At 68.9% G+C, this 12037-nt stretch carries 13 protein-coding genes; 10 read left to right on the top strand and 3 right to left on the bottom strand.

What is annotated here, in order from left to right; genetic code table 11:
• Nucleotides 1-27 precede the first annotated feature (27 nt).
• Entirely contained in the window at nucleotides 28-567 is a 540-nt protein-coding gene (locus tag OG975_RS32965; protein WP_406332941.1) for a hypothetical protein, read from the bottom strand.
• 65 nt (nucleotides 568-632) lie between these two features.
• Between OG975_RS32965 and OG975_RS32960 the strand changes: the two genes are divergently transcribed.
• Both OG975_RS32960 and OG975_RS32955 read left to right on the top strand, forming a co-directional pair.
• Nucleotides 633-1538, top strand: a complete 906-nt coding sequence (locus tag OG975_RS32960; protein WP_406332940.1) for a 5'-methylthioadenosine/S-adenosylhomocysteine nucleosidase — start codon at nucleotides 633-635, stop codon at nucleotides 1536-1538.
• A gap of 163 nt (nucleotides 1539-1701) precedes the next feature.
• Nucleotides 1702-3612, top strand: coding sequence for a tetratricopeptide repeat protein (locus tag OG975_RS32955; RefSeq protein ID WP_406336570.1), 1911 nt, complete (start codon nucleotides 1702-1704; stop codon nucleotides 3610-3612).
• A gap of 8 nt (nucleotides 3613-3620) precedes the next feature.
• Here OG975_RS32955 and OG975_RS32950 read toward each other — a convergent pair whose 3' ends face one another.
• Nucleotides 3621-4121 carry an ATP-binding protein gene (locus tag OG975_RS32950; RefSeq protein WP_406332939.1) on the bottom strand — a complete coding sequence of 167 codons (501 nt, stop codon included), beginning with the start codon at nucleotides 4119-4121 and terminating at the stop codon, nucleotides 3621-3623.
• 200 nt (nucleotides 4122-4321) lie between these two features.
• Here OG975_RS32950 and OG975_RS32945 point away from each other — a divergent pair, with 200 nt between their 5' ends.
• Nucleotides 4322-5173 carry a helix-turn-helix domain-containing protein gene (locus tag OG975_RS32945; RefSeq protein WP_406332938.1) on the top strand — a complete coding sequence of 284 codons (852 nt, stop codon included), beginning with the start codon at nucleotides 4322-4324 and terminating at the stop codon, nucleotides 5171-5173.
• Between the two features lie 9 nt (nucleotides 5174-5182).
• Nucleotides 5183-5374 (top strand): hypothetical protein, encoded by a 192-nt coding sequence (locus tag OG975_RS32940; RefSeq protein ID WP_381263458.1) that lies wholly within the window; start codon nucleotides 5183-5185, stop codon nucleotides 5372-5374.
• Between the two features lie 33 nt (nucleotides 5375-5407).
• Here OG975_RS32940 and OG975_RS32935 read toward each other — a convergent pair whose 3' ends face one another.
• Nucleotides 5408-5839, bottom strand: coding sequence for a hypothetical protein (locus tag OG975_RS32935; protein ID WP_406332937.1), 432 nt, complete (start codon nucleotides 5837-5839; stop codon nucleotides 5408-5410).
• A gap of 231 nt (nucleotides 5840-6070) precedes the next feature.
• On the opposite strand from OG975_RS32935, the gene OG975_RS32930 reads away from it, so the two are divergent.
• The 6 genes from OG975_RS32930 to OG975_RS32905 all read left to right on the top strand — a co-directional run bounded on the left by OG975_RS32930 (nucleotide 6071) and on the right by OG975_RS32905 (nucleotide 12006).
• Nucleotides 6071-7441, top strand: a complete 1371-nt coding sequence (locus OG975_RS32930; protein ID WP_406332936.1) for an extracellular solute-binding protein — start codon at nucleotides 6071-6073, stop codon at nucleotides 7439-7441.
• Between the two features lie 47 nt (nucleotides 7442-7488).
• On the top strand, nucleotides 7489-8382 hold the full coding sequence (locus OG975_RS32925; RefSeq protein WP_406332935.1) for a carbohydrate ABC transporter permease: 894 nt from the start codon (nucleotides 7489-7491) through the stop codon (nucleotides 8380-8382).
• 1 nt (nucleotide 8383) lies between these two features.
• Nucleotides 8384-9238, top strand: a complete 855-nt coding sequence (locus tag OG975_RS32920; RefSeq protein WP_406332934.1) for a carbohydrate ABC transporter permease — start codon at nucleotides 8384-8386, stop codon at nucleotides 9236-9238.
• Between the two features lie 25 nt (nucleotides 9239-9263).
• Complete coding sequence (locus OG975_RS32915; RefSeq protein ID WP_406332933.1) at nucleotides 9264-9719, top strand: MarR family winged helix-turn-helix transcriptional regulator; 456 nt, start codon at nucleotides 9264-9266, stop codon at nucleotides 9717-9719.
• A gap of 148 nt (nucleotides 9720-9867) precedes the next feature.
• On the top strand, nucleotides 9868-10857 hold the full coding sequence (locus OG975_RS32910; protein ID WP_406332932.1) for a chitinase: 990 nt from the start codon (nucleotides 9868-9870) through the stop codon (nucleotides 10855-10857).
• A gap of 519 nt (nucleotides 10858-11376) precedes the next feature.
• Nucleotides 11377-12006: an XRE family transcriptional regulator gene (locus OG975_RS32905; RefSeq protein WP_406336569.1), complete on the top strand. Its 630-nt coding sequence runs from the start codon at nucleotides 11377-11379 to the stop codon at nucleotides 12004-12006.
• The last annotated feature ends 31 nt before the right edge of the window (nucleotides 12007-12037 follow it).

Raw genomic sequence — 12037 nt, 5'->3', positions numbered from 1 at the left:
GGTACGGCGTCAGCCGGGAGTTCGGACCTACCTCGCGTACACCACGACCTGCACCCCGAGCCCCGCCACCGCCAACGCCTCCACCACCGACAGCCCGACGAGCAGCCCGCCGCCGTCCCCGCTCACCCAGAACACCACCAGCGCGGCCAGCGGGACGGCACAGAACGCTGTCAGGTCCACAAGGCACTGAATGACCTTCCTGGACCCGCGCCGCGCGTCGCCACGGTGGGTGGCCTCCCAGCCGAAGGCGGCGAACCCACCGCCGGGATCGGCCAGCGCGGCCAGCTTCGGCCCCAACTCGCCACGCACATACGCCCCGATCGCGGAGATCTTCTCGTCGTTGACGAGGTAGGTCCACCCGAGGACCACGCACACGGGCGGCAGAGCGAGCAGCATGGACGCCTGCCCGGCCTGGGCAGCGGCGGCGATGACGGCGGCCACGACCCCGAGCGTGACGTACAGCAGGTTGTCGCGAAACCCGATCCGCGCCTTCTGCTCGTCCTTGACGCTCTGGTACTCGGCGAGCAACAACTGCCCGACGGTGACGCCCTGTTCCGGCTCCGGCACGCGAGTCCCGCCTCCCCGTCCCCAACACCCCGCTTATGGCGGTGACTTGGCAGTACCTTAAACAGGTGACCGTGCCACAGCCCACCGCAGCCATCGCCGTCATCCTCACGGCGCTCCCGGTGGAGTACGACGCCGTACGCGCCCACCTGACGGATACCGAGGAGCTCGTCCACCCCGACGGAACCCGGGTGGAGCGGGGCAGGCTCGACGGCACGTCCTGGAATGTCGCGATCGCCGAGCTGGGCGAAGGGGCCCTGAACACCGCCGCGCTCACGACGCAGATCGTGGGCTGGCTCGCCCCGGAGGCGTTGTTCTTCGTCGGGGTGGCGGGCGGGCTCAAGGACGACATCGAGATCGGTGACGTCGTGGTCGGTACGAAGGTGTACGCCATCCACGGCGGCAAGCAGACCCCGGAAGGCTTCCAGGCGCGGCCCGAGGTCTGGCACGGCTCGCACCGGCTGGTGCAGGCTGCCCGTTCTGCGCTGCGGGACATGCCTGACGTACGAGCGCACCGCAAGCCGATCGCGGTGGGAGATGTCGTCCTGGCCGACGACAAGTCGGCGCTCGCCGCGCACATCCGGCACCACTACAACGACGCCTGCGCCATCGAGATGGAGGGCTCCGGCGCGGCCCATGCCGCCTACCTGAAGGGCCAGTTGGACACCCTCGTGATCCGGGGCATCAGCGACCGCGCCAACGCCGACAAGCACGCGGCCGACGTCTCCGGCTCGCAGGAACTGGCCGCCAAGCAGGCCGCGGCGGTGGCCGTCGCCGTGCTACGCAAGCACCTCCCGCGCCGCGACTCCGCCGGCGTCCCCGAGCCCCGTGACCCCCAGGAGGGTCCCCTACGAGGCGGTAACGGCGGGGCCACCTACGGCGGCGACCACATCGACTTCAGCGGCGGCACCTTCCACGGGCCCGTCACCGGAAAGTCGGTCGGGAGACGGCGGGACGACCACCCTCGGGACTAAGGGCACCGTCCACGGCCCGGTACCGGTCGCGACGTCCACACTCCCGCCCCGGCCTCTCGGATTCACCGGCCGATCGGCCGAGTTGGGCCGCCTGCTCCCCCATCTCGCACCCGCCGGGATCGAGGAGACCGCGCTCCCCGTCCTCATCTTCGCCGTCACCGGCATGGGCGGCATCGGCAAGACGGCACTCGCGGTCGAGGCGGGCCACCAGGCTCGCACACAGGGCTGGTTCCCCGGCGGGACGCTGTTCGTGGACCTGCGTGGCTACGACGACAACCCGGTCACGGCGGACCAGGCGGTCCTGGCCCTCCTCGACGCGCTCGGCGTACGGGGTCCGGATCTCCCGCCGACGACGGCACGACAGTACGACTCCTACCGCGCCCTCCTCGCCGAGCGGCGGGACCGGATGCTGCTGATCCTGGACAACGCCTCGGCGGCGTCCCAGTTCCTCCCCCTCCTGCCCGGCACGGACCACCACCGCGTACTGATCACCTCCCGGGACCGCCCGTACGCCCTCCCGGTACGCCTCATCGACCTCGAAGCCCTCACTCCGGACGAGTCCGCCGCTCTCGTGACCCGTGCCCTGCACGACGCCGACGAGCGCGACGACCGCCCGTCCCGTGAACCGGCCGCCCTCCGCGAACTGACCGACCTGTGCGGCCACTTGCCCCTCGCCCTCCAGATCGCCGCCTCGATGCTGCGTCTCCGCCGCCACCGTGACATCGCCTCGCTGGTGAGCGAGATCGCGGAGACCGGGGACGCCACGACCGTCCTCGACAACGGCAGCCCGGGCACGGACCTGTACGGCCGCTCACTGGTCCTGCGGCCTGTACTGGAGACTTCGTATCGCCGACTGCCCCCGGACCAGGCACGGTTGCTGCGGCTGCTTGCCCTGGCCCCCGGCACAGAGACGGGAACGGAGGCCATCGCGGCCTTGGCCGACCTCGACGTGCGGGCCGCCCGGTCCCTGCTGGAGGATCTTGCGGCGACCCACTTGGTCACACCGGTATGCGGTGGCGAGGGGCCGGATTCCGCTGTGCGGTGGCGGTTGCATGACCTGGTGCGGGCGTATGGGGCGGGTGTGGTGGCGGGGGATGAGGAGTTGACGGGGGAAGGGGAGGCGGCGCGGGAGCGGGTGCTGGAGTACTACTACCGGTGGGCGGCGGCGGCCGATGTCCGGTTGCGGTGGCTGCCGGGGATGCCGGAGCCGGAGCGGTTCGGGGACCGGGGGCAGGCATTGGCGTGGCTGGACGGGGAGCGGGCGGGGCTGGTGGCGGTGGCGCAGTGGGCGCGGGAGGAGCGGTACGCGGAGGTGACGGTGCGGCTGTCCGCGTGCCTGGCGGAGTACCTGAACTGGCGGCGGTACTTCGACGACAAGATCACGATCTCCGGTGTCGCCCAGCAGGCCGCTCACCGTGCCGGGGACGGGCTCGGCGAGGCCGGTGCGTGGATCAGCCTCGGCAACGCTCAGCGGGAGGTGGGCCGGACGGAGGAGGCCATCGAGGCCCACACCCGCGCCCGCGACCTGTCCCAGGCCGTCGAGGACCGCCAGCGGGAGGCCATCGCGTGGACCGGTCTCGGCCTAGACCTGCGGGAGGTGGGCCGGACGGAGGAGGCGATCGAGGCCCACACCCGCGCCCGCGACCTGTACCAGGCCGCCGAGGACCGCCACCGCGAGGCCGGCGCGTGGAACAACCTCGGCATCACCCTGTGGGAGGTGGGCCGGACGGAGGAGGCCATCGAGGCCCACACCCGCGCCCGCGACCTGTACCAGGCCGCCGAGGACCGCCACCGCGAGGCCGGCGCGTGGAACAACCTCGGCAACGCCCTGGAGAAGGCGGGCCGGACAGGGGAGTCAATCGAGGCGTACGGCAAGGCCCTGGAGACCTACGAGGAGTTTGAGGACTGGTACAACGAGGCCCAGGTCCTCGAAAACCTGGCCATCGCCCACGAGGACGCCCACCACGCTGTCGAGGCCCGCACCCACTGGCTCCAGGCCGCCGACGCCTACACCCGCGCCGACGCCCCCGACCGAGCCACCCACGCCGGCACCCAGGCAGAGCGCCTGAAATAGCCCCGCCCTCACCCCACCCCCACATATCCCCGAGCCCCCCACCCCGGCAGCACCGCCCACATCCGCGTCCCGCCCCCAGGCTCCCGAGCCTCCCCGAACCCCCACTCCCCCTCACACGCCCGCACCACACACCCCAGCACCCGCAGCGCCGCCCGCCGCCGCGCATCGCAGGCGGCGACGAGGCGGGGATGGACGTGCCGGGGGTGTCCGTCGTAAAGGATCACGCGCAACGCGCCCTCCCGGTACCGCAGCGACATATACACCTCGACGTCAGGCGTGAACCGGCAGGCGCACGCGGCCAGTTCGGCCACCACCTGCACGGCCGCATCCGTCATGTCGTCCAGCCCGTGCGTCTGGAGGACGACACGGGTCGCCGCGCGTGCGACGCGGGAACTCGCCGGTCCGGCAGGGAGCGTGAAGCTGTACGCGAGGGTGTCGGGGGACGGCGGCGGTGTCTTCTGCACGTCGGCGGAGAGAGGGCAGGCCGATACGGCAACGGTTGTGGACATGAGCAACTCCCTTGGGTGAGAACGCGGGCAGGCTCGCGCGATGCACTTCCGGCCACGTCGGACCGTAAGCGACTCGTCACCGACTGTAGAGCTTGAAGTAGCACGTGTGCCACATGCTTGCGTGCATTGCCTCCACGAACTGGACCGGTACGTCACTCACGGTGCAAACTGGCCGCGACCAAGCGGGGAGGAAGGTGTCAATGCCGACACGGCCAGCGCCGACGGAGCGTCAGAAGCGCCTGGGCGCAGAGCTGCGCAAGATGCGGCTCGCCGCCGGCCAGACCACGGAGTACGCCGCCGGACTGCTCGGGCTGGACCGTACGAAGGTGTCCAACATGGAGTCGGGCATCCGGGCAACCACTCCCGAACGGATTCGGATACTCGCCGGCAACTACGACTGCGCGGACGAGGCGTACATCGAGGCCCTGGTCGCCATGGCCGATCTGCGCAAGCGGGGCTGGTGGGCCCACTTCAAGGGAGTTCTCCCCCAAGGTCTCCTGGATGTAGCCGAGTTGGAGTGGTTCGCCTCTCGACTGCGCAGTTACCAGACCGTACACATCCCCGGACTACTTCAACTCGGCGAGTACGCCCGCGCCGTCTTCGGCGCCGTGCTCCCCGCGCTACCCCAGTCGGAGGTGGAGGTACGCGTACTACAACGGATGCAGCGGCAACAGGTCCTGGACCGTGACAACCCCGTCGACTACATCGCGTACATCCACGAGTGGGCTCTGCACATGCGGTTCGGCGGACGCCGCGCGACCCGGGAGCAGCTCCTGCACCTGTGCGAGTCGTCCGAGCGCGACAACATCGAGGTGCGCGTCCTCACCGTCGACGCCGGGGCGTTCCCCGGCGCCGGACACGCGGTCCTGTACGCCGACGGCGCCGTACCCCAACTGGACACCGTGCAGTTGGACTCCGCGCATGGCGGTGAGTTCACCCACGCCGAGGCGCAGCTCGCCAAGTACCGGACCCACATGGAATGGTGGCGTGCCCACACACTGGGACCGCAGGAGTCACGCGACCTCATCCACGGCATCGCCCACGAACTGTAAGGACACCCCATGGCCGAGATCACCTGGGAAGAGCCCTTCTGCGGCGAAGGAAACAACTGCTTCCGCATAGGCACCGACCTCGAAGGCAACGCCTACATCGCCCTCGCCGGACAGGAAGACCACTACCTCACCGACACCCGCGAAGCCCTCCGCACCCTCATCCGCGACATCAAGGCAGGAAGGGCCGACCACCTCCTGTAGCCCCGGAGGGACACACGCGCCTAACGCGAGCGGCTAACCCCCGCGGCGTGCGACCGGCAGGCGAGTGATCCCCACAAAGATCACGAACGCCACCAGACTCCCGACGGCGAGAGCGGGATAGTCGGCCCAGTCCGGATCAGCCGGGGCGGGGGTCCCGGCCCATACGAGCCGCGCGGTACCCCACCCGGCCAGCAGCCCCACAACGAAGGCCGGCCACCGATACCGCACCCCGTCGGTCACGTCGTCCGTCAATGCCGACACCGTGCCCACAAAGATCAGCACCACCACCATGTCCCCCCAGCCGACGGCGGCGGCCCCCGCCGCGACGGCGACACACGCAACCCAGACCCGCGCCAGCGGCATGATCGGCGCGACGCCTCGCGAAGCCCCCCGCGGAAGCCAGAAGAACCGGCGCACACGCTCAGCAAACCCAGCAAAACCACGTGCCTTGTCGTCCGACGTCATGTCGCCGCCCCCTGCCGTGATGCACTCGACCGTGATGACGTACTACTCGACCCGCATGAGATGGACTCGCGGCAGTGGTCGATGGTTGCGCGCGCCGCCTTCGCCCCGGACCGACCAAGCCCGGCCAACTCCCGGTCGCTGCAAGGTCATTGACCTGACTAGACCACTCCTCTTACGTTCACCGGGCAGACAACTCGACTCGGCCACAACGACGTAGGCCAGTAGGAGGTCGTGCCCGTGCGCCCCACCGCCGCCCCACTTCTCCTCGCAACGCTGCTCACCGCCACCGCGCTCACCGCGTGCGGATCGGGTTCCGGAAGTGATCCGGACACCGTGAAGATCTCTTTCAAGCAGTCGACGGACAACTCGATCAAGGTCATGGACACCTACCTGGCCGACATCAAGAAACAGTTCGAGAAGGCGAACCCCGGCAAGAAGGTCGAGCTGGTGCCGATCAAGGCCCCGGATTCCGAGTACTACGTCAAACTCCAGCAGATGCTGAGGTCGCCCAAGACGGCCCCCGACCTGGTCTACGAGGACACGTTCCTCATCAACTCGGACATCACCAGCGGGTACTTGAAGCCCCTCGACCCGTACCTCGACAAGTGGCAGGACTGGGGCCGGTTCATCGACACCGCCAAGGCGGCGGCCAAGGCCCAGGACGGGAAGACGTACGGCGTCCCGGACGGGACGGACACCCGGGGGCTCTGGTTCGACAAGGACATTTTCAAGAAGGCGGGCCTGCCCGGTGACTGGCAGCCGAAGACGTGGGACGACGTCCTCGCCGCCGCCCGCACCATCAAGGAGAAGGTCCCAGGCGTCACTCCACTGAACGTCTACACGGGCAAGCCCGCCGGCGAGGCCGCCACCATGCAGGGCTTCGAGATGCTGCTGTACGGGACGGGCGACGGGACCACGGACCCCCTGTACGACACCGCCACCAAGAAGTGGATCGCCGGGAGCCAGGGCTTCAAGGACGCCCTCACCTTCGTGGAGACCGTCTACAAGGAGAAGCTCGGCCTCGACGTCGCCGACGCCCTCGACCCCAACATCCAGACGAGGATCCGCGGTGAGCTGCTGCCCAAGGGCAAGCTCGGAATCAACCTCGACGGCAGCTGGCTCCCGCAGGACTGGCTGAAGGGCGCGGGGCATGAATGGCCCGAGTGGTCGCAGAAGCTGGGCCTCGCCTACATGCCCACCCAGCACGGCCAGGCCCCCGGCAAGGTGAGCATGTCCGGCGGCTGGACCTGGTCGATCCCGGCCAAGGCCCACAACCCCGACCTGGCCTTCAAGTTCATCGAGACGATGCAGACCAAGGCCAACGCCCAGAAGTGGTACGTCGCCAACTCCGGCATCGCGGTCCGCGAAGACGTCGCCGCCGACCCCGCGTATGTGAAGGCGCAGCCCGGCATCAAGTTCTTCACGGATCTGGTCGCGAGCACGCACTACCGGCCCGCGTACCCGGCGTACCCGAAGGTCTCGACCGCCATCCAAGAGGCCATGGAGGGCGTGACGACGGGCGACAGCTCGGTCGGCAAGGCGGCGAGCGGCTACGACGAGGAGCTGAAGACGGCCACCGACAACCAAGTGATCAAGAAGTGAGCGTCGGCACGCGGACGGCGTCCTCCCCGGTTCCCCCGGTCCGCCCGGTGGGCACGAAGATCGCCCCACCCCGCCGGGGAGGCCTCCTGCGCTCCCTCACCCGCACGCTTCCGCTCGCCCCGGCCGTCGTCCTGCTGCTCCTCTTCCTCGCGGGCCCGATCGCCTACTGCGCGTACATCGCCTTCACCGACCTCCAGTTGACGGGCCAGGCCCACTCGTCCTTCGTCGGCCTCGACAACTTCCGTACGGCGTTCAGGGACGACGCGTTCCGCAACGCCGTCTGGCTGACCCTCGTCTTCACGGTGTTGTCATCGCTGGTCGGCCAGAACACGCTGGGACTGGCGCTGGCCTCGCTGATGCAGCGCGCTTCGAAGCCGGTCCGCACGCTGGTCGGCGGGATCGTGATCACGGCGTGGGTCCTGCCGGAGGTGGTCGCGGGCTTCCTGCTGTACGCCTTCTTCCGCCGCGAGGGGACACTGAACGCCATCCTGGACTGGCTCCATCTCCCCTCCCAGAACTGGATGTTCACGCTGCCGATCCTGGCGGTGTCGTTCGCGAATGTCTGGCGGGGCACGGCGTTCTCGATGCTGGTCTACTCGGCGGCCCTGAACGAGATCCCGAAGGAGATCACGGAGGCGGCGGAGGTCGACGGCGCGGGCGGCTGGCGGCGCCTGTGGCACATCACGCTGCCGATGATCAGGCGTTCCATCGGCACGAATCTCATGCTCAACACGCTGCAGACGCTGTCCGTCTTCGGTCTGATCTGGGTGATGACGCGCGGCGGCCCGGGAAATCGCAGCCAGACCCTCCCCCTCTTCATGTACGAACAGGCCTTCCAGAAAAGCATGATCGGGTACGGAACGGCGGTGGCGCTGCTCCTCCTGGTGGTCGGCTCGCTGTTCTCGGTGGTCTATATGCGACTGCTGCGAACGGAGGTGTGAGATGGCCCTGTTGACGCGTGGCACGACATTCACGTCCCGCCGTACAGGGCGGCGCCTGGCGGCGGATGCCGGACTCCTGGTCCTGGCGGCCGCGTTCGCGCTGCCCCTCGCCTGGGTGATCCTGTCGGCCCTGGACGCGCACGCCGACCTGACGGTGAAGGTGCCTGACGGTGTCACCCTCTCCAACTTCGACGCCGTACTGAAGCCGGACATCACCTTCACCCCGATGCTCAACAGCCTGATCCTGTGCGGGGGCGGAACACTGCTGACGGTGGTGTGCGCGGCACTGGCGGCGTATCCCCTGTCGCGATTCCGCTCGCGCCTGAACCGCCCTTTCCTCCTGACGATCCTCTTCGCGACGAGCCTGCCGATCACGGCGATCATGGTGCCGGTGTACGCGCTGTTCGTGCGGGTCAATCTGATCGACACCATGCAGGGCACGATCTTCTTCTTCGCGGCCTCTCAACTTCCCTTCGCCATCTGGCTGATGAAGAACTTCATGGACGGTGTGCCGAAGGAACTGGAGGAGGCGGCCTGGACGGACGGGGCGTCGTCCTTCCAGTCACTGGTACGGATCGTGCTGCCGCTGATGGGGCCGGGCGTGGCCGTGGTGACGGTCTTCTCGTTCGTGATGATGTGGGGGAACTTCTTCGTCCCGTTCATGCTGCTGCTGACACCGGACCAGATGCCGGCGTCCGTGAGCATCAATGAGTTCTTCGGGAATCGGGGAATGGTGGTGTACGGGCAACTGGCGGCGTTCTCGGTCATCTACTCGACGCCGGTACTGCTGCTGTACGTGCTGATCGCCCGGCGGTTGGGGGGCGGATTCGCGCTGGGCGGCGCGGTCAAGGGGTGACTACTGCGAAAAAAGGGGGACCTGTATGGACAAGCCCACGCACCTGATCGAGTTCGAGACGATGGTGCTCGGGCGGCATCTCAGCCTGACCGGCCCGCGGCCCCGGCGCGGCGGCGGTCTGCTGGACCGCAGCGCGTACACCCTGCTCAGCCGGCTCAGCGTGGAAGGCCCGATGTCCATCGGCGAGCTCAGCGAGGCCTTCAGCCTGGACACGTCCACGCTCAACCGCCAGACCGCGGCCATGCTCCGTTCCGGCCTGGTCGAACGCATTCCGGACCCCGACGGCGGCATCGCCCGCAGGTTCCGTGTCACGAGTGAGGGCGAGCGCAGCCTCGCGGCGGCGCGGGCCGAGAACGTCGGCGGCCTGGAGAAGGTGATGGCGGGCTGGGAGCCGGAGGAGGTCGCCGCGTTGGCCGCGTATCTCAAGCGGTTCAACGTGGATGTGGAGCGCCTGGACGGGCGCCCGTGGCCGAGACCTTGACGCTCGGCGGGCTCTGACCGCGGCGCCACTCGACGCCCTACCTCTCGACGCCCTGCCGCTCACCGCTCATTCACTTCTCACCCGCCTGAGAAGGAACTCATGATCCACACCTTGGTGTGACCATGCCGCTTAACTAGCTTTTACCCGCATGAGCCACAGACCCCTCGCCACCCTGGCGGCCACCGCACTCGCTGCCGGCTGCCTCTGGTTCGCCACGGCCCCGGAAGGCGAGGCGGCAACATCCACGACCCTCGCCGACGGGCTCAACGGCCCCTACCTGTACCTCGGTTGGGGCGACGCACCCTCCCCCACCAAGGTCATGTCGGCCACCGGCATCACCCAGTTCACCCTCGCCTTCATGCTCTCGGACGGGACCTGCACGCCGAAGTGGGACGGTGAGCGCGGACTGAAGGGCGGGACCGACGCGGCCGCCATCAAGGCCATCCGGAAGGCCGGCGGCGACGTCACCGTGTCGTTCGGCGGGGCCGGCGGCGCCAAGCTCGGGGAGAAGTGCGGGTCGGCCGCCGCGCTCGCCGCCTCATATCAGAAGGTCGTCGACGCCTACGACCTCGGCTCGATCGACATCGACATCGAGGGGACCGAGTTCACGAAGTCCTCCGTGCGCAAGCGGGTCGTCGGCGCGCTCAAGACCGTCAAGGCGAAGAATCCCGATCTGAAGGTGTACGTCACCTTCGGCAGTGGGCCCGAGGGGCCGGGCACGGTCGGCACGGACCTGGTTCGGCGTGCTGCCGCCAAGGGGCTGCAGGTCGATGGCTGGGCCGTGATGCCGTTCGACTTCGAGCAGGGGGCGACCGACATGGTGGCGGCGACCAAGTCCGCGGTGACGGGGCTGAAGGATGTGGTCGCCGATGCGTACGGGATCTCTTCGGGGGCCGCGTATCGCGAGGTCGGGTTCTCCACGATGAACGGTGTGACCGACTCGGACGGGGAAACCGTCACGGTCGCCGGCTTCAAGGCGATGGTGACGTACGCGAAGAAGCACCACCTCGCGCGCGTGTCCCTCTGGTCCGTGAACCGCGACCGGTCGTGTGCCGCCGGCAGCGAGGCCGACGAGTGCAGCGGCATCAACCAGTCGAAGTACGCCTTCACAAAAACCCTGGCCACCTACACCGGCTGACACCCCGCCCGGTTTCCTCGCCCCCGCCGCCCCTACCCGTCCCATCCGTACCTGGGGGCTGCGCCCCCAGACCCCCCTAAAAGATTGCGCGGTTCCCCGCGCCCCTTAAAAGGGTGGTTCGTCGGCTGCGGGGCGGTGGGGGTTGCTCGCGCAGTTCCCCGCGCCCCTGAAGGCGCGGGGCTTCGCCCCGCGATCCCCCCGCCCCTTAAGGGGCGCGGGGAACTGCGCGATCTTTTAGCCCAGCCCCCACCCACCCGCACCCGACACACAACGCAACGGGGTCGAAGGGGCAGAGCCCCTGGGGATGGGACGGGTAGGGGCGGCGGGGGCGAAAAACCACGCCCGAACCCGGCCCGCGGCCGGAACCGTATGTTCCTACAATCTGTAATTGTGGCCGAACAGACCGTAGTCACCGCTGCCCCGGACCCATACTTTGTGCGCGTGCAGCGACCGCAAGCCCATCAGCCCACCCCGCCCTTCAACGCCCCCGCCGCCCGCAAACTGCGCGCGGCGCTCGGAATGGGGCCCGAGCACGTCGCGTACGGAATGAGAGCCTCATACGGCCTGCCGTACGTCACACCCGACCTCGTCGCCGCCTGGGAACGCGGCATCACCGCCCCGAGCGGCCCGGAACTCACGGCCCTCGCCGGCGTCCTGTGGTGCTCCCCGGGCGAACTCATCGGCGCCCCCCGCACCCTGCGCGAGCACCGCGTCTCCCGCGGCCTCGCCCCGGAGGACGTCGCCCGCACCGTAGGCCTCGAACTCCTCGCGTACCAGCGAATGGAAGAGTCCGACGAGTGGCGTGGCAACGAACGGCAGTCGGCCACGCTCGCCGACGTCCTCGACCTCTCGCTGCCCGACTTCATCACGGTGACAGGGCGCGACGACAAGCTCGCGGAGCTGCTGCGCAGCGCGATGACGACGCGCTGGCAGGCGTACGTGCGGCCGATCGCCAAGATGGTGCCCCTGGACCGGCACCTCCTGGAGAACGTCCTGGAGGAGATGCACACGGACTACCAGGGGCAGATGGTCGCCACCCTGAGCTGGGGCGGCGGCTCGGCAGCCGCCGACTCCAGCGAGTCCGGCCGGGACTTCCTCGACCGGATCGTCGATCACTTTTGGTCGATGGTCCAAAGAAGCACGTACTAGGGTCTGTTGCGAAAGTGGATCAAGGTCGTGG

The sequence above is a fragment of the Streptomyces sp. NBC_00203 genome, from assembly GCF_045206325.1.
GTDB classification, from domain to species: domain Bacteria; phylum Actinomycetota; class Actinomycetes; order Streptomycetales; family Streptomycetaceae; genus Streptomyces; species Streptomyces lutosisoli.
The sequence above is the reverse complement of the archived record's forward strand: the minus strand, read 5'-3'. Positions and strand labels throughout refer to the sequence as shown.